The organism is Shewanella mytili (genome assembly GCF_046765975.1).
GTDB lineage: Bacteria > Pseudomonadota > Gammaproteobacteria > Enterobacterales > Shewanellaceae > Shewanella > Shewanella mytili.
In genome coordinates this window covers 45381-70466 of record NZ_JBKOUD010000015.1, presented here as the reverse complement: position 1 = coordinate 70466, position 25086 = coordinate 45381, and the positions used below count along the sequence as shown (strand labels likewise).

Genomic DNA, 25086 nt, shown 5'->3' with positions numbered 1-25086 from the left:
GACTCCAGGGCTTGCTCCTGAATGACGTTGCATTCATCAATGGCATCCTGATAGTCCAGAATGCCGTCGTTATCACTGTCGCCAAGGCCTTCCTGATTGTCCGGGATCAAATCGCCGTCGCTGTCTTCATCTCCCAGTACGGTTAACTCGGCCACCACCTCGAAGTACACGTCGGTGGTGACGCTTGCGCCTTGGCTGTCGCTCACCGCCAGTTGCAGCTGATAGTTGCCTGGGGTTAATCCCTGCGGCGAAAAGACAAACTGTGCCTCCTGCTGGCTGATGTTGGCCAACTGGGGATTGTCGTTAATCCAGTGATACTGGTGGTCATCATTGGCATCGGGATCGCTCACCGTTGCCGTCAGTGTCACCAGTTGCTCGTTGTTGGTGATCAGTGGCCGCAACTCGCCTTGCTGGGCAACCGACACACTCACTTCCGGTGCCACGTTGTCTTCGTACACCGTCAGGGTATATCGGGATTTACTCCCGAGGTTCAGCTGTTTGTCCAGCGTGATCTGCAAGGTTTCGGTGCCTTCAATCTGATCATCGGCCTGCAGGGTGAAGCTCAGGCTGCCCTCGGTGCCCTCATTGATCACCACTTCGCCATCGGTCAGGGTGTGATCGTCACCATCACTGCTGCCACTGACGGTATACGGAATGGTCAGCGGGTAACTGGGGGCTTCACCGTTCAGGAAGACTTTCACCGTATGGGTGGTGCCTTCAATGGTGGTGTCATCCTTGCTGATGGAGATCAGCGGATGCACAATCACTTCCTGACTGGCGCGGGCTTCCAGGCCATTTTCATCCTGGGTGTGCCAGTACACCGTATGGCGCCCGGGCGCAAAGAAGGTGTCACCATCCACTAGGGATACCGGCAACGGCCGGCCCTGACTGTCTTCTGCCACGGCCACGCCCAAATCCACTTTGGTAAACAAGGCGGTGGCATCCACTTCCACGGGCGATGGCGCCACAATGGTAGGCGCCAACGCATTATCCGAGGTGATCTGCACTTTGGCGTGTCCCATGGCGCTGGCGCCGTGGGGATCGGCGATGCCGTACTTGAGGTTGACCTTACCGATTGAGGCGGTTTCCAGCACGATGCTGGCGCCGTCAATGCTGGCTTGTCCCACATCCGTGGTCACCCACAACAAGTGCAACACATCCTGATCAATGTCGGTGTCATTGGCCAGCACATCCAGAACATAACGGCCCTGATCATTGGCGCTAAAGGCAAAATCATTATCATCGGTTGCCACGGGGGCATCGTTGATGCTGCTGACACTGACGCTCACGGTTTTGTCCACACTAAAACCGTTGCCATCGGTCAAGGTGATGACAAAGCTGTCCTCACCATGATAGTCCGCCACCGGGGTGTAGAGGATGTCGGTGCCGTCAATTTGCACGCTGCCATGGGCCGGGGCGGTTTTCTCGCTGGCCACCACCGTGTCGCCATCCACGTCATTGAAGCTGAAGCTCAAGGTGCTGTGGTTGTCTTCATCGGTGCTCAGGGTGGAGTCGATGGTGATGGTGGGCACATCATTGATGCTGCTGACACTGACGCTCACGGTTTTGTCCACACTAAAACCGTTGCTATCGGTCAAGGTGATGACAAAACTGTCCTCGCCATGATAGTCCGCCACCGGGGTGTACTGGATGTCGGTGCCGTTGATCAGCACGCTGCCATGGGCCGGGGCGGTTTTCTCGCTGGCCACCACCGTGTCGCCATCCACGTCATTGAAGCTGAAGCTCAAGGTGCTGTGGTTGTCTTCATCGGTGCTCAGGGTGGAGTCGATGGTGATGGTGGGCACATCGTTGATGCTGCTGACACTGACGCTCACGGTTTTGTCCACGCTAAAACCGTTGCCATCGGTCAAGGTGATGACAAAGCTGTCCTCGCCATGATAGTCCGCCACCGGGGTGTAGAGGATGTCGGTGCCGTTGATAAGCACGCTGCCATGGGCCGGGGCGGTTTTCTCGCTGGCCACCACCGTGTCGCCATCCACGTCATTGAAGCTGAAGCGCAAGGTGCTGTGGTTGTCTTCATCGGTGCTCAGGGTGGAGTCGATGGTGATGGTGGGCACATCGTTAACACTGCTGACACTGACGCTCACGGTTTTGTCCACGCTAAAACCGTTGCCATCAGTCAAGGTGATGACAAAGCTGTCCTCGCCATGATAGTCCGCCACTGGGGTGTAGAGGATGTCGGTGCCGTTGATAAGCACGCTGCCATGGGCCGGGGCGGTTTTCTCGCTGGCCACCACCGTGTCGCCATCCACGTCATTGAAGCTGAAGCCAAGGTGCTGTGGTTGTCTTCATCGGTGCTCAGGGTGGAGTCGATGGTGATGGTGGGGGCATCGTTCACCGCGGTCACGTTAAGATTGATGGTGCCGCTACCCACACTGAAATCCGTGCCATCATTCACACTGAAACTGAAATGGCTATAGGCGGTACCATTGGCATTGTCTGCGGGAATGAAGGTTAACGCCTGGCTGTGGATGGCCGCGGCGGTAATTTCCTGTCCTTGTACCACAAGGTTGCCATCAAGCCACAATTGCCCATTGCGGGGTAAGCTGTCAATGCGCACGCTGGACAGGTTATCGCCTTCCACATCCTGATAACCAAAGTCTGACAGTTTCAGGGTGTAGGCCGTATCTTCCACGGCAGCGGCGGTGCTGCCACTGGCGGTGGGGGCATCATTTTGCGGCTGGATGTCCAGGGCGATGGGGGCCAAACGAACAATGCCATCCACGGCACCATCATCCATCACAATGGCCAATTGCCCTACATCCTCGCCGGCCATGTCCTGCTCTGGCAGGTAACGCAGGTGCCGGGGCGTTTGCAAATAAAGGTTGATGTCATCAGGCTTGCCGCGAAGCACGATGGTATCGGGTGCTGCTTGTGTCACCGTGACACCGTCACCCACGTGACTGCCGTCTGCCGGGGTGTCAAAGCGGCCGGCAGAAAGCCCTAGCGTGATGGTAAGCAGACTGTCCGGATCTTCAAAACGGATCCCGCTCAAATCGAAATCTGCCGGGGTATCTTCCACAAACTGCAGGGCATCCGGTAAGGCCTCGCCGCTGGCTTTGGCCGTGGGCAGGTCATTGACGGCGGTGACATTGATGCGGAGCGTATTGCTGGATGTGGCATAGACGCTGCCATCAGTTACGCGCAAGGTGAAATGGGCATAGTCATCACCATTGGCGTTGTCGGCCGGGGTGAAGCTCAGCTCACCTTGTTGCAGCGCCGAGGCGGCGATTTCCTGCATGGCCGTGACCGGCTGCCCGTTCAACGAGAGTGTTCCCGCCGCAGGCAGGCTTTCAATGCGGATGGCTGCCAAGGGCTCCTCATCCACATCGTGATATCCCACATTTTGCAGGGTCAGGGCATACGGGGTGTCTTCTATCACCGTCAGGGTTGCATCAGTGGCGGTTGGCGCATCATTTTGCGGGGTCACATTCACCCCAATGTGGGCGACTTGTGCACTGTACTCGGTGCCATCGGTAGCGCTTACATAAAAACGGTCGTAATCATCACCATTGGCATCTTTGGCCGGCGTAAACGTCAGCTGGCCGGCCGCAAACTCAGCGGCGCCAATCTCCTGCATACGGCTTACGGGCTGGCCGTTAAACTGCAATTGCCCTTTTGTAGGCAGACCGTCAATTCGCAGTTTGACCAAACTGTCGCCGTCCACATCCTGATAGCCGATATCGGCCAGTGTCAGTACCTGTGTGTTGTCTTCCAGCACCGTGATGGTGCCGCCACTGACCGTGGGCGCGTCATTTATGGGCGCCACATTGATGCTGACCGTCCCGGACAAGTCACTGTAATTGGTGCCGTCACTGACGCTAAAAGAGAACAGGCTGTAGGTATCGCCGTGGGCGTTGTCGGCAGGGATGAACTTCAAGGCTCCCCGCGTGATGTCGCCGGCGGTAATTTCCTGGCCGGGCGAGACCCTGTTGCCATTGAGTAACAGGCTGCCATTACTGGGCAGGCTTTCAATGCGGATGTTAGCCAAGCCATCGCCATCGGCATCATGGTAGTTAAAATCGGCAATGCTCAGGGTATAGGCGGTGTCTTCGGTGGCCATGGCGGTGCCACCCACCGCGCTGGGGGCATCATTCACATCCGTGACGTTAATGGTGATTGTGGCAGACGTTTCCGCTGCATCCAGTGGCGGGGTATCTTCATCATCCACGTCCACGTGGCAGAAATAGCTTTTGTGGGTTTCATAATCCAGCTTGTCAGCATTGGAGATGGTGATTTCACCGGTTTGCCGATTGACGGCGAACACGTCATAGAAATATTTATCGTGGTCGTTGATGGAGAACGTCAAGCCATTGGTGTCCCCTGTGGGGGTGATGGTGCCAACCACCGTACCATTAGAGGCATTTTCAGCCACGGTGAATGTGGTATCTTCCAGTTGCGGGACCACATTAGAGATATTAACCGAGACGGTCAGGGTATCGGTCTCTTTGCCGTCACTCACGGCAATGGTAAAGGTGTCTTCCCCCGTGGCATTGGGAGTGGGGGTGTAGGTGGCCACCTGCGGGGTTTTGTCATTGCCGGCGGCAGCACTGCCTTGAATGGAAAGCGTCCCTTTTTGCGGCGCGGTGCCGCCTTGTGACCAGGTCAGCGTATCGCTTGAGTCTGTATCGGATGCCGCCAATTGGGCCAGGGGAATTTCAACCGCAGCGCTGTTTTCCCGCATGTTGACACTGATGTTGTCATGGGCAAATTTCGGGGCGGCATTGGTGCTCATCACAAAAGAGCCGGAGGCAAACGGGGAAGCCATATAGGCACCATCCACGGCTTGTACCTTCCAGTAATAGGTTTTGCCGTTGGTTAAGCCCTTGATGTCATGAAAGGTTCCCCAGCCACTGTTGCCGGGCTCCACAGTATAACGCGCGCCGGTAGTCAAATTCGCCTCGGCACTCAGTACATCCTGGGCATCCGGGGTGGTTCCAATGGCAAGGTTATAGGTCAGGCCCGGCTGCGGGGTGTTGTCATCGGTGGCAGCAGACCAGCTAAGGCGTCCGCCATCATCACTGGTCGGTGTAAAGCTGAGATGGCTGGGCGTTGTGGGCGCAGTATTGTCGTTATTAGTGGTGTTCAGGAAGATTTCCGTGCGGCCGGTAGGCGTCCCCCGGTTGCCGTCCCCGGTCATGACAAAATCGGTTTTGCCATCCCGGTTAAAATCCCCAAGGGCAATATTTCCCTGATCATATGCTACCAGTGCAATGTGGGAGTCGGTAAATTTGCCGGTGCCGTCATTATTGTAAATGACCGGAGCAGCATCTTTGCCACTGGTTGACATCAGAAGCACATCCAAATCGCCATCGTTATCATGGTCGAACCAGGCCCAACTTTCTGCCCATAACTTGTCAGTGGAAGGTAAGCCATTGTCTGGCATCAAGGATAGCTTGCCATCATCATTCAGATAGATTTTTGTGGTGTGAGTATCTTGGACGACAAGATCCACATCGCCATCGTTGTCAATATCCAGCCAAATGGACTGATCACCTATCATATTATTATTGATGCCGATATCGACCTTGGTAAAATGGTCCCCGTCATTTCTTAAAATCAAAGAATACTCAACAGTACCATCATATCCAAATGCTGCGAGATCCAGATCACCATCGTTATCGTAATCACCAGCAGAAAAATTGGTTAAACCTCCTATTTTTAAAGTTTCAGAATTCAGATTAATGCCTGAGAATTTCGTTGCATCACCATTGTTAAGGAATATTTTGGGGTCATCTTCTGTTGAGCAGATAAATAGATCTAAAGAACCGTTATTATCGAAATCTGTTGCAAAAATGTTTCCATACCCATCATGTTTGTATTGATTGCTAATAACATGATTATCAACGAACGACGTAACATCATTCTGAAATATTCTTATGTTTTGATTGGTGTAATCAGCAACGAGCATATCCACATCACCGTCACTATCCATATCTCCCCAAGACAATGACTCCGCACCAGTATAGGTGTATGCAGCAAGCGTTGAATTATCCAGCGTGAAGCCGCCAGCACCATCTCCTTTGTATGTGTAATTTTCGCTAGGACGTCCTGGGGTCCCTTGCAACACAAGATCCAGTTTGCCGTCTTTGTTGTAGTCAACACTATAAACTCTACTTTCGTAAAGACCTTTCAAAGAGGATGTCACACTGAAATCGGCACAGGCATAGGTGGGAAACAGGCCACACACCAAAGCACTGGCAATAACACCTGAAAAGTTCTTAGGCGGGTGAAATTTATAATGGTTAACGCTCATAGAATTCCCTAATGGCTAGATAATTATTCAGGCAAAAATTTTTGTGAATATATTGCTTCCATAGCAATTAATCAGGTTTCACCTTCCAACGCTCACGTTGTTCAAAAACGGGGTCTTTAAAATTCAATAAAAATAGTTGTAAAAATAAAAAATTTTAATCTGATATGATTTTTAACGATTTTAAAACATATACTGATTATTCAGTATTGATGTTTAAAATATGTACAGTTATGGATTGATTATAAAACCATTACGACTTTATATTGCTATGTAAGTTTTTGTAAATATCAGCTGGACAGATCAAGATCCATATCACATAACCAAGTTATGTAAGTAAAAAAAGAAAAGAAACATTGCCTTAATTAAATTTTCAAAATTCATACTTATTGGTATTTGAAAAATAAAACCATTATTAAATTTATTAACAATTTAAATATTAGATGTTGTTTATTATGGCAAGTGCTTATGGGCAAAAAGAGCCATTGCCTTAGGCAAGGTATTACTGATTTTATCATTAGCACTGCCACTCATGGCATGTACAGCCAAGGCATAAAAAGAACAACAAGCAACATTCGATAGCGCAGTATCCCAGTGTGACTGTGCCACCGTAATCACTATTTTGCTCAAAACAGATGATGGATTTCAGATGTATAGTGCACCTTTACAAGCATTAGGAGGGTTTCATGGCAGCTCTTTTTTTGGTGTATTTGGTCGGCAATGTGTTGGCAGGATCATCCGGCCATAAATGTTTGGGATAGCGCCCACGCATCTCTTTTTTCACCTCGGTGTATGGTCCGTGCCAAAAACTGGCCAAGTCGGCGGTTAATGCCAGCGGTCGCCGCGCCGGGGACAATAACTCCATGGTAACGATGAGCTTGCCCCGCAATAAACGGGGGCTGTCTGACATGCCCAATGCTTCCTGCAAGCGCACACTCAGCAAGGCCCGGCCATTTTCATCGTAACGAATGGGCGCATGGGTACCGGTTGCCATGTGCCAGCGGGTGGGCAGCCACTGCGCCAATTGTTGCTGAGCCTCCCAAGACAAACGATTCAGCAACAGCGGGTAGATGTCCAGTGATGCAAGCTGTTTCAGCTGGGAGATGCCGTCAAGGTAGGGCGAGAGCCATTGCTCCAGTGTTTCCAAAAGCGTGTTGTCGCTGCTGTCAGGGAACTGTTCAGGAGCAGCGGCATTGGCGATTTGCAGCCTGAACTGCAATTGCCTTACGCCATCATTCATGTCCAGCACGCCTAAGCCGCGTTGGCGGATCAATGCCAGTAATGCCTCGCTTTTTAATGCGTTATCAATGGTGGGCAGGGGTTCCCGTTTCAAGATTAACTGCCCCAACCGCCATTGCCGTTCGGCATAAAAGCGCGCCTTGGCATCGTCCCAGCCAGCCACGTTCTGCCAGTGACAAAGACAAGCCAGCTCTTTTTCCAGCAATGCAGCAGGCAGCCTTGCCGCCAGATACACCCGGCCACTGCTGCGGCCTTGCATTTCCTGGAAATCCGCCACCACCAGCCACTGTGCGCTGGCAAGCGCCTCTTGGCTGTCCAGCGTGACACCGGTGCCATTGGCCAGCACAAAGCCGGAGGTTCCCCGGGATTTGGCAATGCGATCAGGAAAGGCCAGTGCCAGCAGCCAGGCAATGTCATGCTGATTGGCGCCTTTAAGATACTCCGCGGGGGATGCGGCCAACCGGTAGTGGCTGAGCCAGCGCCGGGCTTGCTGTTTGTCGGCGCTTTGCAAAAGATGGGGCAAGCGCTCCTGCACGTCGCAGCTTGTGCCGCTAAGCCCGCGCGCTTCCAGCAAGGTCACCAGCAAACAGGCAAGCCCCAGCAATTGGGGTTCACCCCGGTCGCTGGCCAGCGCTTCAGCCTTGAGCAGCATGTGAGCCAACCTTGGCGAAGTTGCCAGCGGATAAGCCGCGCGGCCGTGAGCCGTGAGTTTGTGCTGTCCGTCAACCAATGCCAGCGACTGTAACAGCGCCCAAGCGGCAGCTTCATTTGCCCCGTTGGGTGCACTCAACAAGGGTAGCTGTGCCAGAGAGGTAACACCCCAGTTAGCGGCTTCCAGCACTGCCGGCAGCAAATCGCCACATTGGATTTCCGGCTCATCAGCCGCTGCCAGACGCCCCTGTTCTTCCTGTGACCACAAACGCATGCAAAAACCGGCGCAAAGACGCCCGGCACGGCCGGCACGCTGCTGGGCCGACGCCTGACTGATGCGTTTCAGCTCCAGCCGGGTCACGCCGGTACGGGCGTTGAAGCTGGCCTGGCGCCGATAACCGCTGTCCACCACCATGGTAATGCCTTCAATGGTGAGGCTGGACTCTGCCACGTTGGTGGCCAGCACCAGTTTACGCTCACCACCTTGAGGGGGGGCAATGGCGGCATCTTGCTGTTTGGCGGGCAAATTGCCATACAACGGGCAGATGCGCACATCCTTTGGCAACCTTGTGGCCAAATAGGCCTGCAGTTTTTCAATTTCCGCCCGCCCCGGCAAAAAGGCCAATAAAGCCCCCTGTTGCTGCGCAGCAGACAGCCCTTCAATGTCATCATTTCCTGTCATCATACTCACAATAATTTTGCCCATATGGCTAAGCCAGGTAGGCAGCGCGCCATGTCCCTGCACCTGATTGGTAACCGCCCGGTACCCCAATGTCACCGGGAAACTGCGCCCTTCGCTGCAAAGTGTTACGGCATCCGGCATCAAGTTGCTGAGCGCCAACCCCTGCAAGGTGGCAGACATGGCTAAAATATGCAGATCTTCCCGAAATGATGCCTGTACCTCCAGCGCCAGTGCCAGCCCCACATCCGTGGTCAGATGGCGCTCGTGGATTTCATCAAAAATCACCATGCTCACCCCGTCAAGCGTGGGGTCTTGCTGGATCATGCGGGTGAGGATGCCCTCGGTGATAATCTCCAGCCGGGTATTGCTGCTGATACGGGTTTCGCCGCGTACCCGAAAACCGATGCGCTGCCCTAAAGCTTCCCCGCGGCACTGCGCCAGATACGCCGCAATACTGCGAGCCGCCACCCGACGGGGCTCCAGCATCAAAATCCGTCCGGAGATTTCCGGCCAGTCCAGCATGGCAAAAGGCAAGGCGGTTGATTTGCCGGCACCGGTGGGCGCTTCCAGAATGATTTGATGGTTGGACGCCAATGCCTGGCGTAATGCGGGTAACAGTGCCTGTATGGGAAGTGCGTTCAAATTGGGCTTAAAGAATGATGAAAACAAGCCTTAAGTGTACCGAGTTTCCGCGGCGCTGGCTAACCGCAACGCTGGTGAAAACGGCTATGGACGCTTATGATGCCCCCATCAACGAACAACGGGAACAGCGGATGAGCAACCTGCCCGCACAGCGGTTATTCTTAGGGTTTGCCGTACCCGCCCGGCAGACCCGGCAATTACAGCAGTTGCAGCAACGCTGTTTAACCCAAATGCCCAAGGCGCGTCCAGTATCGGCTGACAACCTGCACCTGACCCTGGCTTTTTTGGGGCAGACCACGGACAACATCCGCCAGCAACTGGTACGTGAAATTCCAGCATTGCCGCTTAAAGAATTTGTGCTTACCCTCACACCGCTGGAGCACTGGCCAAAGCCGCGGATATTATGCCTGACCGGCGTTGCCACGGAGCCACTGCTCACATTGGCCAATGCCGCCGCCGCATTGTCAGCCAGACTGGCGTTGGCCAAGCAGGCGTTATGCTATCGCCCCCACGTCACGCTGTTACGCCATGTTAATGCAGCCCCTGATGCCATCAGTGCCGCGCCGCTGTGCTTGTCTCCCCGTCATCTTAATCTGTATGCCTCCATAAGCCAGCCCGAAGGCGTTCGTTATCAGGTGTTACAGCGCTGGCCACTGCTGGCCTGATGCCCGCAAAACGGGGATTCTGGGCACTGACAAACGGCTGACAGTTTATTGCAGGCACAAAAAAGCCGCTATCAACGCGGCTTTTCACGGGTCAGGCAACAACTTAATCCATCAACAGTTCTGCCACTGTCAGCATGCCGTGGGTGGTGGCACCTGCCGCCCACAGTGCATTGGCATCATCTTCAAAGGCAGCCGCCAAGTCCATATGCAGCCAAGGGATGTCCTTGCCCACAAAACGCCACAAAAACGCCGCCGCATTGGATGCTCCACCGGCGCCGCCACCTTTTACCGGACGACTGTTGGCGGTATCCGCATAATCTGACGGACACATCTCTTTATGCCATGGCTCCAGCGGCAAAGGCCAAACGTGTTCGGCCACGGCGTCGGCTTTTTCCGCTGCCAACTGCAATACCGCTTTTTGCGGGGAGAAAATGGCATTGTAATGCTGGCTCACCGCCATTACCGCAGCGCCGGTCAGAGTGGCGGCATCAATGATCAACCCGGCACCTGCTTCAGTGGCGGCTTGCAGGCCATCAGCCAGCACCAGCCGCCCTTCTGCATCGGTATTGACCACTTCAACCGTTGTGCCGTTTTTATAGGTGATGATATCGCCCAGCTTGTAGGCATGGCCGCTGACCAGGTTTTCCGCGCAGCACAAAAACAGTTTGACCCGCTTGTTGAGCCCACGCTGAATGGCCAGCCCCAGCGCTGCCGCCACGGTGGCAGCACCGCCCATATCCGCCTTCATGCCCAACATGCCCTGGGAGGCTTTGAGGCTGTAGCCACCGGAGTCAAAAGTGATGCCCTTACCCACTAGGGCCACCGCTACCGGCGCATCCTGCCCGGCCGGGTTGTAATCCAGCTCCAGCAATGCCGGCGCCCGTTCGCTGCCGCGGCCCACGGCATAAATGCCGGCCCATTGCTGTGCCAGTAACTCTTCGCCTTCAACAATCCGGTAACTGATGTGCTCACCGCCCAGTTGCTGCAACCAGGCGGCCACTGCCAGTGCCAGTTTTACCGGCGGCAGGTTTTCCGGAGTTTCGTTGATGAGTTGCCGGGCAAAGTTGCCGCAATCGGCCCGCAGTTGCAGCTCTTGCTGTTCGGCATCACTGCCGCACCAGTGAATATGATGACCGCCTTTGGCCGTCACAAAGCCCTGATGAAAAGCCCACTGGCGCGCGGCATCCCACAGCTGGCCTGTCAGTTGCACACTATTCACCCCTTGATTGCGCAGCTTACGGGCCGCTTTTTGGATCCCCCGCAACGGCATGTCATCTGCCAGGTGGATAAGGGCGCCGTCTCCGGTAAAACTCAGTACCGCCTTGCCCCATACGGCAGCCGCTGGCTGATCAGTCAGCACCACCTTCATTATTTGATCCATGATTGTTCCTTGTTTCAATCGGTACGGTCAGGTACCTGTGCCTGCCAGTGTATAGCATTGCTCAAGCAGGCTAAAGCCGTGCTGCGGGGGATATTTGAGGCGCCCGTCAAAGCCTGCTAGGCTGTGGCGCCTGGATTTTTGGAAAAGTGGCAAATCAGGGGTATTAGGGATATGCAGTTCAATCCTCCTTTACAGCCGGCGGTGCTGTTAAAACGCTATAAACGCTTTTTGGCCGATGTGCGTCTGGCCGAAGGCCGGGAAATCACCCTGCACTGCCCGAATACCGGCGCCATGACCAACTGCCAGTTCCCCGGAGAAACCGTCTGGTATTCCCTGTCGGACAATCCCAAACGCAAATGTCCGGGCACCTGGGAGCTGATGCAAAACCCTCAAGGCGAGATGATAGGCATCAACACCAACCGGGCCAATGAACTGGCAGAAGAGGGGATCCGCCGAGGCGTGATTAGCGAGCTGCAGGGGTACAGCCATTTGCGCCGGGAAGTGCGTTATGGTGAAGAAAATAGTCGTATTGACATATTGCTCAGCGACGATAACCGACCCGATTGTTATGTGGAAGTGAAAAGCGCCACCCTGCTGCAAGGCGATTGTGGTTATTTTCCCGACGCAGTCACCCAGCGGGGGCAAAAACATCTGCGGGAATTGATGACAGTAGTGGAAAAAGGCCAGCGAGGAGTGCTAATGTTCGTCGCTCAGCACACAGGCATAAAAAAAGTCGCGGCAGCGCGGCATATAGACCCGGATTATGCAGATTTACTGACGCAAGCAATAACCCATGGAGTGGAGGTTCTGGTATATGCCACATCCCTGAGTCCACAGAATTTTCAGGTAGATGCCCGATTACCCTTTGTGACGGAAAACAGGGAAAAATAACGTAAAAATTTGCTCAAAAGGAAATTAGCAGACATATTCAAATATATGCTCACTCATTTTTGGAAATGTTTGCCTAGGTAAAAAGATTCTGCTATAGATAGCGGCCGTTCTCAAAAACGCCCTATGACGCAAATGGAAACAGGAGATGCGTTATGCCCGAAGGCACTAAAACACTTGGTGTACTCGCTATCGCTGGTCTGAGTCCTTATCAGGAACAACCTGGTGAGGAGTACATGAACCCCAAACAACTGGCTCACTTTCAGGCCATTCTGGAAGCCTGGCGTAAACAGTTGCGTCACGAAGTTGATCGTACCGTAACGCACATGCAGGACGAAGCCGCCAACTTCCCTGATCCGGTGGACAGAGCCGCGCAGGAAGAGGAATTCAGTCTTGAATTGCGCGCCCGTGACCGTGAACGCAAACTGATCAAGAAGATCGAAAAAACCCTGAAAAAGATTGAAGACGACGATTTCGGGTATTGTGAATCCTGCGGCGTGGAAATTGGCATCCGCCGTCTGGAAGCCCGTCCTACTGCCGATTTGTGCATTGACTGTAAGACACTCGCTGAAATCAAAGAAAAACAGATGGCGGGTTAATCCCTGCCACGCCCTTCGCGGGGAGCAATCCCCGCGCTGCTGTTACCGCTGCTCACGTTATGAAGATCACCTCCGGCTCAACACCTGCTTATGTGGGACGTTTTGCTCCCTCGCCCTCCGGCCCGCTGCACTTTGGCTCACTGATTGCCGCCCTTGGCAGTTATTTGCGTGCCAAAGCCAACCACGGCCAATGGTTGCTGCGCATTGAAGATATTGACCCGCCCCGTGCCGTGGAAGGCGCCGCTGACGATATCCGCAACACTCTGGAAAATTACGGCCTTTACTGGGATAACCGGGTGCTATACCAAAGCCAGCGTTTTGATGCCTATCAGCAGTGTATCGACCGCTTGCTGCAACAGGGCGATGCCTATTTTTGCCAGTGCAGCCGCCGGGAAATTCAGCAAAACATGCACGGGATTTACAACGGCCACTGTCGTCACCTTGGGCTGACGGAAGGCGCCGTGCGATTGCACAACACCCAAAAAGTGGCCGCTTTTGAGGATCAACTGCTGGGCAGCATTCATGTCAGCCAAAGCTTTGCCGGTGAAGACTTCATCATTTTGCGCAGTGACGGGCTTTACGCCTACCAACTGGCCGTGGTACTGGATGATGCCCATCAGGGCGTCACCGAGATTGTGCGCGGGGCCGACTTGCTGGAGGCCAGTTGCCGTCAGCTCAGCCTGTACCGGCAACTGCAATTGCCCACGCCTGCCTTTTTGCACCTGCCACTGGCCTGCCTGCGACAGGGGTTCAAGCTGTCCAAACAAAACCACGCCCAGGCGCTGGATAAAAAACGGCCCCATCTGGCACTGCAACAAGCACTGGCATTTTTGGGGCAAGCGGCGGTGATTGACGACACGTCAGAGCGCATGCTGGCCCAGGCCGTGGCACAATTTGATATGGCGCGCATCCCCAAACAAACGGAACGCCTCATCAGCGACTGATATACTCATCCCCGGTTAATTGGTATATGATAGCCGCCAGTTTTATTCCCAAACTTTGTGATCAGATGTCAGAGGTGCCCTATTTTTCGCCGTATCACACAGTTCTGTAAGCAGTTGTTTGACGAGAGTCCAAGCGCCGAACTTCCAGAAGAAGCCAATACAGACACAGGCTTGAGCCTAGAGATCATCCCCCGTGATGGTCATACCATATCCCGCAAACAAATTAGTGCCAACGCGCTGAAGGTGTTGTATCGCCTGCACAACTCCGGCTACCAGGCCTATCTGGTGGGGGGCGGCGTGCGCGATCTGCTGCTGGGGCTGGAACCGAAAGATTTTGATGTGGTGACCAATGCCACGCCGGAAGAGATTAAAAAGCTGTTCCGCAACTGCCGTCTGGTAGGGCGCCGTTTCCGGCTGGCTCATATCGTTTTTGGCCGGGACGTGATTGAAGTGGCCACCTTCCGTGGTCATCACGCCGACGGCAATGAAACCACCTCCAAGACCAACGCCGCAGGACGCCTGTTACGCGATAACGTGTATGGCGATATTGATCAGGATGCCGAACGCCGCGACTTTACCGTCAATGCCCTGTATTACGACATCAAGGACTACAGCATCCGCAGTTATGGCGGTGGCGTGCACGATCTGCAAAATCGCGTCTTGCGCCTGATTGGCGATCCGCAAACCCGTTACCGGGAAGATCCGGTGCGCATGCTGCGCGCGGTGCGGTTTGCCGGCAAGCTGGGCATGAAGATTGACCCACAAACCGCAGCCCCCATCAAACCGCTGGCACCGTTACTCAAAGACATTCCGGCAGCACGCATGTATGAAGAAGTGCTGAAGCTGTTTTTTGCCGGTAAAGCGGGACAAAACCTGCGTCTGATGCGGGAATACCACCTGTTTGAACCATTGTTCCCACTGGTGGAAGCCCAGCTCAAGGACAGCCCCAAAGGGCCTGCCATGCGCATGCTCACCGAAGTGATGCACAATACCGATGCCCGCATTCTGGAAGACAAGCCGGTTACGCCCGCTTACTTTTTTGCCGCGCTGCTATGGTATCCGCTACAGTCCAGAGCCCAGGACATTGCCCTGGAAAGCGGCCTCACCCGTTATGATGCCTTTTATGCCGCCATGGGTGATGTATTGGAACAGCAGTGCCAAAGCATCAGCATTCCCCGGCGCTTCAGTACCCCCGCCCGGGACATCTGGCAACTGCAACTGCGTTTTGAACGTTCAAAAGGCGGCCGGGCCTTCAAATTGCTGGAGCACCCCAAATTCCGCGCCGCTTATGACTTGCTGCTGATGCGCGCCAATGCGGAAGGCGGCAATCTGGCCAAGCAGGCCAGCTGGTGGCAACAGTTTGTGGATGCCGATGACGAGCAGCGCAAGCAACTGGCCAGCGGCAGCAACCAGGGCACTTCGCGCAATCGCAATTCCAATCAGCGCCGCCGCCCACGCCGCCGGAAAGTCAGCGATGGCGATGGTGCCGGAGCCAGTGAATAACATGCCCAAGGTTTATGTGGCATTGGGCGCCAATCTGGAAAATCCGCAGCAGCAATTAACCCAAGCCTGCCGCGCCCTTGGCCAGCTTGCTGATAACGGGCAATTGCAGGTGTCGTCCTTTTATCGCAGCACGCCCATGGGCGATGTGCCCCAACCGGATTATGTTAATGCGGTCGCCTGCCTTGACACCCAGCTGGCGCCTTTGGCACTGCTTGATGCCCTGCAACAGATTGAGCAACAACAAGGCCGCGTGCGAGAAATACGCTGGGGGCCACGGACACTGGATCTGGATCTGTTACTTTATGGCGATGCCGTCATTGACCTTCCCCGCTTGCGGGTACCTCACTACGGCCTCACAGAACGAGCATTTGTGCTGGTACCGCTGGCAGAACTTAACCCCAAGTTACAACTGCCCTGTGGTACATTAATCAAAGATTTGATCGATGATGCCATGCGTCTTTCGTTACAACGGCTGACACCCGCCTGAGCTTGATTGTCAGAGGGCTTATGCATGGCGTATAACTCAGTTCACATACGTGTTTGGAAGATAAGCTTATGTCCAAAATCACCACTGCTACCCTGCTGAAATACAAGCAGGAAGGTAAAAAGTTCACCGCACTCACCGCTTATGATGCCAGCTTTGCCAAAGCCTTTGACGAAGAAGGCATTGAAGTACTGCTGGTGGGCGACTCCCTGGGAATGGTACTGCAAGGCCAGGATGACACCCTGCCGGTCAGTGTCGACGACATGTGTTATCACACCCGCTGCGTGCGCCGTGGCATTAGCCGTACCCTGCTGATTGCCGATTTGCCGTTCATGTCTTACGCCACGCCGGAGCAGGCGCTTGGCAACTGTGCCAAGCTGATGCAGGCCGGTGCCGGCATGGTCAAAATGGAAGGCGGTCACTGGCTGATGCCAACGGTTAAAATGCTCACCGAGCGTGGCATTCCTGTTTGTGCCCATATCGGTCTCACGCCCCAGTCCGTCCATGTGTTTGGCGGTTTCAAGGTGCAGGGACGGGATCAGGACAATGCCCAGCGGATCATGGATGAAGCCAAAGGCTTTGAAGCCGCTGGCGCCCAGCTGCTGGTACTGGAATGCATCCCGGCGGCACTTGCCAAAGCGGTCACTGAAGCCGTGAGCATCCCGGTTATCGGTATTGGTGCCGGCAAAGACACCGATGCCCAGATCCTGGTGATGCACGATGTGCTGGGGATTTCCACCGGTTATATTCCCCGTTTTTCCAAAAATTACCTCAAGCAAACCGGTGATATCCGCGCTGCCATTCGCGCCTATATAGAGGAAGTGCAACAGGGTGTGTTCCCTGCTGATGAACATACATTCAACTGAACAGCTTTGGATACTTACGTAAATGTTAACAACCAGCAAGATAGAGGAAATCCGCGCACGGATAAAAACCTGGAAAAACAAGGGTGAAAGCGTCGCCTTTGTGCCCACCATGGGAAATCTGCATGCGGGTCACATCTGTCTGATCACCGAAGGGACGCGCCGGGCGGATCATGTGGTCGCCTCTATTTTTGTGAATCCGCTGCAATTTGGCCCCCAGGAAGATCTGGACGGTTATCCGCGCACACTGGAAGCCGATCAGCAAAAACTGGTGGAAGCCGGCTGTGAGCTGTTGTTTTTGCCTACACCGGAAATCATCTACCCCCACGGTCTGGCCACCCAAACCTATGTGGAAGTGCCGGGGCTGTCAGATCAGCTATGCGGTGCCAGCCGCCCGGGGCACTTTCGCGGTGCCGCCACAGTGGTCTGCAAACTATTCAACATCGTACAGCCCGACATCGCCCTGTTTGGCCGCAAGGATTACCAACAGCTGCAAATCATCCGCACCATGGTGGAAGACCTGTCCATGCCCGTGGAAGTGATGGGCGTGGATACCGTGCGTGAGCCTTCCGGGCTGGCGCTGAGCAGCCGTAACGGCTATCTCACCGCAGAAGAGCGTGCCAAGGCACCGGCACTGAAACGCACGCTGGATGATTTGGCAGAGCGCATCCAACATGGCAATACCATTGCGGATGCACTGGCTCATGCCAACACCGCCCTGCAACAGGCAGGCTTGCGTCCCGATTATGTGGAAATACGCCATGCTCACACGCTGGCACCGGTGACTGACACCGACAAGGAGTTGGTGATCCTTGCCGCCGCCTATCTTGGCAAAGCCAGACTCATCGATAATCTGGTCTTCAACCGTTAACAGCTGTACCATCACCAGCCCTCTGTGGCTGGTGATTCATCCTGTCCTTTTCCTGCCATTTACGACGCTTTTAGCGTCCGCTTCCCATTGCCCCCACGCCAGGTAAATATGCAAACTAGCCTTGCGGCTAAAAATACGGCATGATTGACACCATTGTGTATGGAGGCCAAGAGCAAGAATGTTATCCACTAAGGGACTGTGTTTAATCATGTTATTGTCTTCTGCCAGCGGTATTGCCACGGCGGGGGACAGCAAGCTCATCTATAAATGCATCGCCAATGATGAGGTGATTTTCAGCCAGCTACCCTGCCCGGCCAACTACACACAGCACCAGATTGAGTACCACTACGGTCTTGCCACCGAAACCCCGCCACCCACAAAATATGATGATCCCCTGCTGGCAATGCTGGCACAAAAAGATCTGACAGAAGCGCAGTTACAGCGCTGGCTGAAAAGTGAAATAGAAAGGTTGCAGCAAGAGCAGCAATATCTGGAAATACGGCGGACCAGCGATTTGGAACAACTGGAGCGGCAGCGTTATTGGGAAGACACGCCGCAACAGGCGCCGGAATTCATTGAAAAACTACACAAAATCAATCTGCGTTATGACGCGCTGAAACAGCACAATCATGACGCACTGGTACGCCTGCAACAATACCGGCAGCAACTGGCAGAATAATCCTTACCCTTGCCAATGGCTGCCTGAACATCTCTCCGGTCAGGTACGCAGGCCAATGCCGCGGGACACCAGATAATATGCCAGTGCCCACGCCCCCAGACAGAACCCCACAATCACCGATACCGAAAATCCCACGCTGATGTCGGCAAAGCCCAAAAAGCCGTAGCGGAATACGTTAATCATGTAAACGATGGGATTCAACGCCGATACGCCGCGCCAGAAATCCGGTAACAGGGTGAGAGAGTAGAAAACCCCGCCCAAATAGGTCAGCGGTGTCAGCACAAAGGTGGGGATAATGCTGATATCGTCAAAATTACGGGCAAACACCGCATTGATCAGTCCGCCGAGGGCAAACAGCACCGAGGTTAAAAACACGGTGATCACCACCAGTAGCGGGTGTTGCAGGTGCAAATCCACAAAAAACATCGCCACCAGCGTCACAATCAATCCCACCAGCAATCCCCGCGTCACCCCGCCTGCCACGTAACCGGCAATCATCACGTAATGGGGCACGGGCGCCACCAGCAGCTCTTCCAGATTGCGCTGAAACTTGGCGCTGAAAAACGATGAGGCCACATTGGAATAGGAGTTGGTGATCACCGACATCATGATAAGCCCGGGAGCGATGAATTCCATATAGGAAACCCCGCCCATCTGCCCGATGCGGCTGCCCACCAGCTGGCCGAATATCAGGAAATACAAAGTCATGGTAATGGCCGGTGGCAGCAGGGTTTGCACCCAGATGCGGGAGAAGCGATTGATTTCCTTGATAACAATGCTTTTAAACGCAATAAAGTACAGGTGTCTCATGCATGGGCTCCCTTGTCTCGCTCCACCAGTTCCACAAACAGTTCTTCCAGCCGATTGGTTTTGTTGCGCATGGACAACACCTCGATGCCTTGCTCACTCAACGCGGCAAACACCTGATTGAGGCTGTGGGATTTGGCCACATCCACCTCCAGGGTGTTGCTGTCCAGCAAGCGGGCCTGCAACCCTGCCAATTCGGGCAAGCGGGACTGGGGCTGCTTGAGATCCAGCACAAAGGTTTCCATATCCAGTTTGGCCAGCAACGCCTTCATGCTGGTGCACTCCACCAGAACGCCCTGATCGATGATGCCGATGTTGCGGCACAGCATCTCCGCCTCTTCCAGATAATGGGTGGTGAGAATGATGGTGACGCCGGCCTGATTGATCCGCTGCAAAAACTCCCACATGGAGCGGCGCAGTTCAATATCCACCCCGGCAGTGGGCTCATCCAGGATCAGCAGTTTGGGCTCATGCATCAATGCCCTGGCAATCATCAGCCGCCGTTTCATGCCGCCAGACAACTCCCGCGCCTTGGCATTGCGTTTTTGCCACAAGTCCAGCTGGGTCAGGTATTTTTCTGCCCGAAGATAGGCCTCGGCGCGCGGCACGCCATAGTAACCGGCCTGATTGACCACAATCTGCAATACGGTTTCAAACTGGTTGAAATTGAATTCCTGCGGCACCAGGCCGATACACAGCTTGGCCTGCTCTAGCGCCTTGTCCAAGTCATGCTCAAACACCTGTACCCGGCCACTGGTTTTATGCACCAATGAGCAGATAATCCCAATGGTGGTGGATTTACCGGCACCATTGGGGCCCAACAGGGCGAAAAAATCCCCCTGTTGCACCTGCAGGTTAATCCCTTTTACTGCCTCCACCCCGCCTTTATAGGTTTTTTTCAGGTTTTCCAGGGTCAGCGCTACGCCTTGTGTCATCAATCATGTCCTTTGTCGGGAAAAGCAAAACTCCCGCCATGGCGGGAGTTGGAGCTTAAGCCATAATCACCGCAGGGGATTACTCCTGAGGGATAACCCGGGCGATATAGGGCAAGTTGCGGTATTGCTCGGCATAATCGATGCCATAGCCCACCACGAATTCATCAGGAATGGTAAAGCCAACAAAATCCACCGGCACATCCACTTCCCGGCGGTCCGGTTTGTCCAGCAAGGTGCACAGGGCCAGGCTTTTTGGCTCCCGCAGGCTGAGCATTTCCCGCACCTTGTTAAGGGTGTTGCCCGAGTCGATGAGGTCTTCCACAATCAACACGTGGCGGTCGGCAATGTCCGACTGCACGTCTTTGAGGATTTTCACATCCCGGGAGCTGTTCATGGTGCTGCCGTAACTGGAAACGGACATGAAGTCGATTTCCACATGGCCCTTGATGCGACGGCACAAATCGGCCATAAAGACCACGGAGCCTTTCAGCAGCCCCACCATCAGCAACTTGTCGGTATCCTGGTAATGGGCGTTGATGCGTGTGGCGAGTTCATCCAGTTTGCGATCAATCTCTTCGGCAGAGATCATCATTTCGATGGTGTGTTTCATACTTGTCTCAATCTTCAGTACCACCGCCAACAGGCTGATCATAGCCCCAGCGGCCCGTGAGTGAATGTTCCACGCCCAGATGATCCAGAATCCGGGCGACGACGAAGTCTACCAGATCCTGAACCGTTTGGGGATGGTGATAAAAACCCGGCGCTGCCGGTAAAATAACCGCGCCGGCCTGGGTCAGGCTCAGCATGTGTTGCAGGTGAATGCTGCTAAAAGGGGTTTCCCTTGGCACCAAAATCAACTGCCCCCGCTCTTTGAGCACCACATCCGCCGCCCGCTCCAGCAGGTGATTGCTCATGCCGGTAGCCACCGCCGCCAGCGTGCCGGTGGAGCAAGGGCAAATCACCATCTGCCGGGGCGCCGCCGAGCCGGATGCGGGTGCAGAGAACCATTCATCCTTGCCCAATACCTGCAATTTGCCGGTCGTGGGCATCAAGGCGCGCAGTTGCTCTGTGGCTTTTTCCGGCGCGGCGCTCAGCTTTAACTGCATCTCCTGGGCCAGTACCACTCTGGCCGCGGAAGAGATCATCAAAAACACATGAAAATCTGCCGCCAGCAAACACTGCAACAATTTCATGCCGTAAGGGGCGCCGGAAGCGCCGGTCCAGGCCAGGCTAATGGTTTTCATCCGAGCTGCTCTCCGTTAAAGCGGTCATTGAGTGCGCTGAGCAGTTTGCCGTGAATGCCGCCAAAACCGCCGTTACTCATGATCACGATATGATCGCCCGGCTGAGCCTTTGCCACCGCTTGTGCCACCACCTCATCAATGCTGTACAACACGGTAACCGGAATGGGCGCATGGGCCATGGCCGCGGCGATGTCCCAGCCGATGTTGTCGGCCTGATACAAAATGGCGTTATCGGCCTTGGCCATGGAGGCGGCGAGCGTGGCCTTGTGCACGCCGCTTTTCATGGTGTTGGAGCGTGGCTCCAGGATCACGGTAATGCGCCCGTCCCCCACCTGGGCCCGCAGCCCCTGCAACGTGGTGGCAATGGCGGTGGGGTGATGGGCAAAATCATCCAGCACCTGCACGCCGTGAATATCGCCAATCAGCTCCAGTCGCCGTTTGGGCGGAATGAAATCCGCCAGCGCGCTGAGGGCGTCAGCCGGTTTCACCCCTACATGGCGGGCCGCAGCCACCGCCATCAGGGCATTTTCCATGTTGTGCTGCCCAAGCAACGACCATTGCAACGTGCCTTGGGATTCGCCTTTCAAAAACAGCGCCATATGGTGGCCGTCTTCGCTAAGGGGAGCCACGTACCAGTCACCCGCATCCGGGGTATGGCTGAAAGTTTCCTGCTCACTCCAGCAGCCTTGTTGCAGCACCTGCGCCACGGCAGCACTGTCTTTGGGCCAAATCACCCGGCCGTTACCGGGCACAATGCGCAGCAGGTGGTGAAACTGCTTCTGGATGGCGGCCAGATTGTCAAAAATGTCCGCATGATCATATTCCAGATTGTTAATCACCAGGGTACGTGGCTGGTAGTGGACGAATTTGGAACGCTTATCAAAAAAGGCGCTGTCGTATTCATCGGCCTCCACCACAAAAAAGGGTGAATCCCCCAAGCGGGCAGACACCCCGAAATTTCGCGGCACACCGCCGATTAAAAAGCCCGGCTGATAACCGCAGGATTCCAAGATCCACGCCAGCATGCTGGCGGTGGAAGTTTTGCCATGAGTGCCGGAAACCGCCAACACCCAACGCCCCGGCAATACGTGCTCATGCAGGAACTGGGGGCCGGAGGTATAACGCAAGCCCTGGGCCAGCACGGCTTCCACGCAGGGATTGCCACGACTCATGGCATTGCCAATCACCACCAGGTCCGGCGCCGGCGCCAGTTGTGCCGGGTCAAAGCCCTGGATAAGCTCAATCCCCTGCTGTTGCAGCTGGGTACTCATGGGCGGGTAAACGTTGCTATCCGCGCCAGTGACCTTATGCCCCATCGCCCTAGCCAAAATGGCCAGTCCGCCCATGAAAGTCCCGCAAATTCCCAAAATATGTATGTGCATAACGCCGTTCCTGCCATGACAACTGGCCACTATTCTACCCATTGGCAACGGGAATGTCAGTGCTGCAACAGGTCAGCGGCCAAAGATGAGCCCCTGGGAAAAATGGCCGCTAAAGGGAAAATTCCACCGCAGCCATTTTGGAAGTAAAAACATCTAGACGTCTAAATTGACAGGCAAAGTCAGATCCCCTATGCTGCAAGTCACCTGCTGCATCCGTGCAGCCATGGCGTGGCATACATGATGTGATACCCATGACACATGCATGATGTGATATGTAACAGTGTCGACTCACTGCCCGCAGTGACGCCAGACAGCTAAAAACCGAGAACAGAATTTTGACAACGAAAACCCCCACTGTACCTTCTTCACCGGCGCCATCAGCACTGGCGCTGTTACCGTTACTGTTATTTCTGGCGTTATTCATTGGTGCCGGACTGTATTTTCAGTCCCAAGATGTGGCCATGGCGTTTTACCAACTGCCAAGCCCGGTAGCCATACTGCCAGCCATCATTCTGGCGGTGCTGCTGTCCAAGCAGAAACTCGCCCAGACCCTTGACACCTTCATGGCCGGCATTGGTCACAGCAACATCATTGCCATGTGCCTTATCTATCTGCTGGCTGGCGCCTTTGCCGCAGTCGCCAAGGCCACCGGCGGCGTGGATGCCACCGTGGCACTGGGGCTGCAATTCATTCCGTCACAGCTGTTACTGCCGGGCTTTTTCGTGATTGCCGCCTTTATTGCCACCGCCATGGGCACCTCCATGGGCACCATTGCCGCCATGGCGCCCATCGCGCTGGGAATTGCGGAGGAGGCCAATATCGAACTGGCCTTGATGGCAGGGGCGGTGATGTCCGGCGCACTGTTTGGCGATAACCTGTCGATTATCTCCGACACCACCATTGCCGCCACCCGCACCCAAGGCTGCTACATGCGGGACAAATTCCGTGAAAACCTGATTTTTGCCATTCCTTCAGCGCTCATCACCCTGGTGCTGTTCGCCCTGGCTTCCAACGGTAGCGCCAGTGTGCCGCCGCAATCAGTGGATGTCGTCAAGGTATTGCCCTATATCAGCATTCTCATTCTGGCGGTGGCCGGGGTGAACGTGTTTGTGGTGCTTACCTTGGGAATACTGTTTGCCGGCTTGGTGGGCATCACCACCAGTGACTATGGCGCTGTGGCCTTTGCCAACGATATCTACCGGGGCTTTGGCAACATGCAGGAGATTTTTGTGCTGTCCATGCTGGTGGGCGGACTTGCCGCCATGATGCAGCAGCAAGGCGGGTTGGCCTTCATCAGCCAGAGCATTGAAAAACTGATCGGCAAATTTTCCAAAAGTCGCGACAACAACTCCAGTCGCGCCGCCGAGCTTGGCATGGCAGGCATGGTGGCCTTTACCAATACCTGCGTGGCCAACAATACCGTGTCCATCGTGATTAACGGCGACATTGCCCGGGAGCTGGCGCAAAACAACAATGTCAGCCCCAAACGGGCTGCCAGCGTGCTGGACATTTTTGCCTGCATCATCCAGGGGCTCATTCCCTACGGCGCCCAGGGGCTATTGATTGCCTCCCATTTCAAGATTTCCCCCATAGAGGCGGTATCGAATGTCTGGTACTGCATGATATTGCCGCTGGTATCCGTGGCGGTGATTATCCTGCGCCCCCGCAGCCAGTGAGATACGGGTTGGGAGACGTGGCACAGTCGTGACCAGGGGTAGCGACTGCGCCATGTCCCCAGTGACTCTCAACACCCAGCGAGACAAGAGCGCCTCGCTTTTTTCATGCATTAACCGTTGGCACCACCTGAAAGCCAATGCTAACTTATTGGCTTGTATAAATTATTTTTAGCATTTTTGTAAAACTACGAACAAAGCCAGTCGCGGTCGCTCCGCATAAAAAACGCATTGAGCTGAACCTCATTACGCCTCGCCCCGTGACGGTAGCGTTATCACTTCGCTTAAATAAGGATGTTTACGTTGAGAAAGTGGTTATTAATAGCGTTGGTGATTGCCGCAGGGTGGCAATACTACCAAAAACCCACCAATGAACCTGCGCCTGTTCATACAGAATCATTCACAGAAAACGCAATAGAATCTTCGCATTATATTCAATCTCCACGATTTTCATGTGATGGACGCCAATACTGCAGTCAAATGACCTCCCGGACAGAGGCTGAGTATTTCACCCACAATTGCCCCAATACCAAAATGGATGGCGATCATGATGGTGTGCCTTGTGAAAATGACTCCCGCTTTTAACGTATAAGCCATAACGAGGCATGCAACATCACGTGAAAACCCGCAGGGATATTCAGCAAAGAAACGAATAAGCCCCTGCATGTAAACAGGGGCTT

At 54.5% G+C, this 25086-nt stretch carries 19 protein-coding genes and 2 pseudogenes; 11 read left to right on the top strand and 10 right to left on the bottom strand.

Annotated elements, in window-relative coordinates; genetic code table 11:
• The 4 genes and pseudogenes from ACIDEJ_RS13310 to hrpB form a co-directional block, all read right to left on the bottom strand.
• Positions 1 to 2255: Ig-like domain-containing protein (locus ACIDEJ_RS13310; protein WP_411988553.1), on the bottom strand; the 2255-nt coding region annotated here is incomplete at its 3' end.
• The gene (locus tag ACIDEJ_RS13305) at positions 2141 to 5524 is read right to left on the bottom strand and encodes a tandem-95 repeat protein (RefSeq protein WP_411988552.1); all 3384 of its coding nucleotides are present in this window, start codon (positions 5522 to 5524) and stop codon (positions 2141 to 2143) included. The genes ACIDEJ_RS13310 and ACIDEJ_RS13305, both read right to left, overlap by 115 nt.
• A 105-nt stretch (positions 5525 to 5629) precedes the next feature.
• A pseudogene (locus ACIDEJ_RS13300) lies at positions 5630 to 6277 on the bottom strand (FG-GAP repeat domain-containing protein); the annotation flags it as partial.
• A 670-nt stretch (positions 6278 to 6947) separates the two neighbouring features.
• Positions 6948 to 9488 (bottom strand): ATP-dependent helicase HrpB, encoded by a 2541-nt coding sequence (gene hrpB, locus ACIDEJ_RS13295; RefSeq protein ID WP_411988548.1) that lies wholly within the window; start codon positions 9486 to 9488, stop codon positions 6948 to 6950.
• A 14-nt stretch (positions 9489 to 9502) separates the two neighbouring features.
• Between hrpB and thpR the strand changes: the two genes are divergently transcribed.
• Positions 9503 to 10153 carry an RNA 2',3'-cyclic phosphodiesterase gene (thpR, locus tag ACIDEJ_RS13290; RefSeq protein WP_411988547.1) on the top strand — a complete coding sequence of 217 codons (651 nt, stop codon included), beginning with the start codon at positions 9503 to 9505 and terminating at the stop codon, positions 10151 to 10153.
• A gap of 103 nt (positions 10154 to 10256) precedes the next feature.
• Here thpR and pepB read toward each other — a convergent pair whose 3' ends face one another.
• The gene (pepB, locus tag ACIDEJ_RS13285; protein WP_411988546.1) at positions 10257 to 11534 is read right to left on the bottom strand and encodes an aminopeptidase PepB; all 1278 of its coding nucleotides are present in this window, start codon (positions 11532 to 11534) and stop codon (positions 10257 to 10259) included.
• A 171-nt stretch (positions 11535 to 11705) separates the two neighbouring features.
• Here pepB and sfsA point away from each other — a divergent pair, with 171 nt between their 5' ends.
• The 8 genes from sfsA (at position 11706) to ACIDEJ_RS13245 (ending at position 18365) form a co-directional block, all read left to right on the top strand.
• Entirely contained in the window at positions 11706 to 12425 is a 720-nt protein-coding gene (gene sfsA, locus ACIDEJ_RS13280; protein ID WP_411988545.1) for a DNA/RNA nuclease SfsA, read from the top strand.
• Between the two features lie 152 nt (positions 12426 to 12577).
• A complete protein-coding gene (gene dksA / locus ACIDEJ_RS13275; protein WP_411988544.1) occupies positions 12578 to 13021 on the top strand; it encodes an RNA polymerase-binding protein DksA in 444 nt (147 codons plus the stop codon).
• A 59-nt stretch (positions 13022 to 13080) separates the two neighbouring features.
• Positions 13081 to 13965 (top strand): tRNA glutamyl-Q(34) synthetase GluQRS, encoded by an 885-nt coding sequence (gluQRS, locus tag ACIDEJ_RS13270; RefSeq protein ID WP_411988543.1) that lies wholly within the window; start codon positions 13081 to 13083, stop codon positions 13963 to 13965.
• Positions 13966 to 14151: 186 nt separating this feature from the next.
• Positions 14152 to 15468, top strand: coding sequence for a polynucleotide adenylyltransferase PcnB (gene pcnB / locus ACIDEJ_RS13265; RefSeq protein ID WP_411988551.1), 1317 nt, complete (start codon positions 14152 to 14154; stop codon positions 15466 to 15468).
• Between the two features lies 1 nt (position 15469).
• Positions 15470 to 15955, top strand: coding sequence for a 2-amino-4-hydroxy-6-hydroxymethyldihydropteridine diphosphokinase (folK, locus tag ACIDEJ_RS13260; protein WP_411988542.1), 486 nt, complete (start codon positions 15470 to 15472; stop codon positions 15953 to 15955).
• A gap of 68 nt (positions 15956 to 16023) precedes the next feature.
• Positions 16024 to 16818: a 3-methyl-2-oxobutanoate hydroxymethyltransferase gene (gene panB, locus ACIDEJ_RS13255; RefSeq protein ID WP_411988541.1), complete on the top strand. Its 795-nt coding sequence runs from the start codon at positions 16024 to 16026 to the stop codon at positions 16816 to 16818.
• Between the two features lie 22 nt (positions 16819 to 16840).
• Positions 16841 to 17686 carry a pantoate--beta-alanine ligase gene (panC, locus tag ACIDEJ_RS13250; RefSeq protein ID WP_411988540.1) on the top strand — a complete coding sequence of 282 codons (846 nt, stop codon included), beginning with the start codon at positions 16841 to 16843 and terminating at the stop codon, positions 17684 to 17686.
• A gap of 208 nt (positions 17687 to 17894) precedes the next feature.
• Positions 17895 to 18365: a DUF4124 domain-containing protein gene (locus ACIDEJ_RS13245; protein WP_411988539.1), complete on the top strand. Its 471-nt coding sequence runs from the start codon at positions 17895 to 17897 to the stop codon at positions 18363 to 18365.
• A 39-nt stretch (positions 18366 to 18404) separates the two neighbouring features.
• Here ACIDEJ_RS13245 and ACIDEJ_RS13240 read toward each other — a convergent pair whose 3' ends face one another.
• The 5 genes from ACIDEJ_RS13240 to mpl all read right to left on the bottom strand — a co-directional run bounded on the left by ACIDEJ_RS13240 (position 18405) and on the right by mpl (position 22733).
• Positions 18405 to 19175, bottom strand: a complete 771-nt coding sequence (locus ACIDEJ_RS13240) for an ABC transporter permease (protein ID WP_411988538.1) — start codon at positions 19173 to 19175, stop codon at positions 18405 to 18407.
• Positions 19172 to 20107: an ABC transporter ATP-binding protein gene (locus tag ACIDEJ_RS13235; RefSeq protein WP_411988537.1), complete on the bottom strand. Its 936-nt coding sequence runs from the start codon at positions 20105 to 20107 to the stop codon at positions 19172 to 19174. The genes ACIDEJ_RS13240 and ACIDEJ_RS13235 overlap by 4 nt, the downstream gene beginning before the upstream one ends.
• A gap of 79 nt (positions 20108 to 20186) precedes the next feature.
• Entirely contained in the window at positions 20187 to 20717 is a 531-nt protein-coding gene (hpt, locus tag ACIDEJ_RS13230; RefSeq protein ID WP_411988536.1) for a hypoxanthine phosphoribosyltransferase, read from the bottom strand.
• Between the two features lie 7 nt (positions 20718 to 20724).
• Positions 20725 to 21351 carry a flavin prenyltransferase UbiX gene (locus ACIDEJ_RS13225; protein WP_411988535.1) on the bottom strand — a complete coding sequence of 209 codons (627 nt, stop codon included), beginning with the start codon at positions 21349 to 21351 and terminating at the stop codon, positions 20725 to 20727.
• Positions 21348 to 22733: a UDP-N-acetylmuramate:L-alanyl-gamma-D-glutamyl-meso-diaminopimelate ligase gene (gene mpl / locus ACIDEJ_RS13220; protein ID WP_411988534.1), complete on the bottom strand. Its 1386-nt coding sequence runs from the start codon at positions 22731 to 22733 to the stop codon at positions 21348 to 21350. Before mpl ends, ACIDEJ_RS13225 begins: the two co-directional genes overlap by 4 nt.
• Before the next feature lie 335 nt (positions 22734 to 23068).
• Between mpl and ACIDEJ_RS13215 the strand changes: the two genes are divergently transcribed.
• Both ACIDEJ_RS13215 and ACIDEJ_RS13210 read left to right on the top strand, forming a co-directional pair.
• Positions 23069 to 24409: a Na+/H+ antiporter NhaC family protein gene (locus tag ACIDEJ_RS13215; protein WP_411988533.1), complete on the top strand. Its 1341-nt coding sequence runs from the start codon at positions 23069 to 23071 to the stop codon at positions 24407 to 24409.
• Positions 24410 to 24853: 444 nt separating this feature from the next.
• Positions 24854 to 24991: pseudogene (locus tag ACIDEJ_RS13210) on the top strand (excalibur calcium-binding domain-containing protein); the annotation flags it as partial.
• Positions 24992 to 25086 lie beyond the last annotated feature (95 nt).

Bases quoted from the DNA above. Each gene is read 5' to 3' on its own strand.
- ACIDEJ_RS13235 (WP_411988537.1), bottom strand. From the start codon at position 20,107: ATGACACAAGGCGTAGCGCTGACCCTGGAAAACCTGAAAAAAACCTAT.
- gluQRS (WP_411988543.1), top strand. From the start codon at position 13,081: ATGAAGATCACCTCCGGCTCAACACCTGCTTATGTGGGACGTTTTGCT.
- sfsA (WP_411988545.1), top strand. From the start codon at position 11,706: ATGCAGTTCAATCCTCCTTTACAGCCGGCGGTGCTGTTAAAACGCTAT.
- panB (WP_411988541.1), top strand. From the start codon at position 16,024: ATGTCCAAAATCACCACTGCTACCCTGCTGAAATACAAGCAGGAAGGT.
- ACIDEJ_RS13245 (WP_411988539.1), top strand. From the start codon at position 17,895: ATGTTATTGTCTTCTGCCAGCGGTATTGCCACGGCGGGGGACAGCAAG.
- ACIDEJ_RS13305 (WP_411988552.1), bottom strand. From the start codon at position 5,524: ATGATAGGTGATCAGTCCATTTGGCTGGATATTGACAACGATGGCGAT.
- folK (WP_411988542.1), top strand. From the start codon at position 15,470: ATGCCCAAGGTTTATGTGGCATTGGGCGCCAATCTGGAAAATCCGCAG.
- mpl (WP_411988534.1), bottom strand. From the start codon at position 22,733: ATGCACATACATATTTTGGGAATTTGCGGGACTTTCATGGGCGGACTG.
- hpt (WP_411988536.1), bottom strand. From the start codon at position 20,717: ATGAAACACACCATCGAAATGATGATCTCTGCCGAAGAGATTGATCGC.
- thpR (WP_411988547.1), top strand. From the start codon at position 9,503: ATGATGAAAACAAGCCTTAAGTGTACCGAGTTTCCGCGGCGCTGGCTA.
- ACIDEJ_RS13240 (WP_411988538.1), bottom strand. From the start codon at position 19,175: ATGAGACACCTGTACTTTATTGCGTTTAAAAGCATTGTTATCAAGGAA.
- dksA (WP_411988544.1), top strand. From the start codon at position 12,578: ATGCCCGAAGGCACTAAAACACTTGGTGTACTCGCTATCGCTGGTCTG.
- ACIDEJ_RS13225 (WP_411988535.1), bottom strand. From the start codon at position 21,351: ATGAAAACCATTAGCCTGGCCTGGACCGGCGCTTCCGGCGCCCCTTAC.
- panC (WP_411988540.1), top strand. From the start codon at position 16,841: ATGTTAACAACCAGCAAGATAGAGGAAATCCGCGCACGGATAAAAACC.
- pepB (WP_411988546.1), bottom strand. From the start codon at position 11,534: ATGGATCAAATAATGAAGGTGGTGCTGACTGATCAGCCAGCGGCTGCC.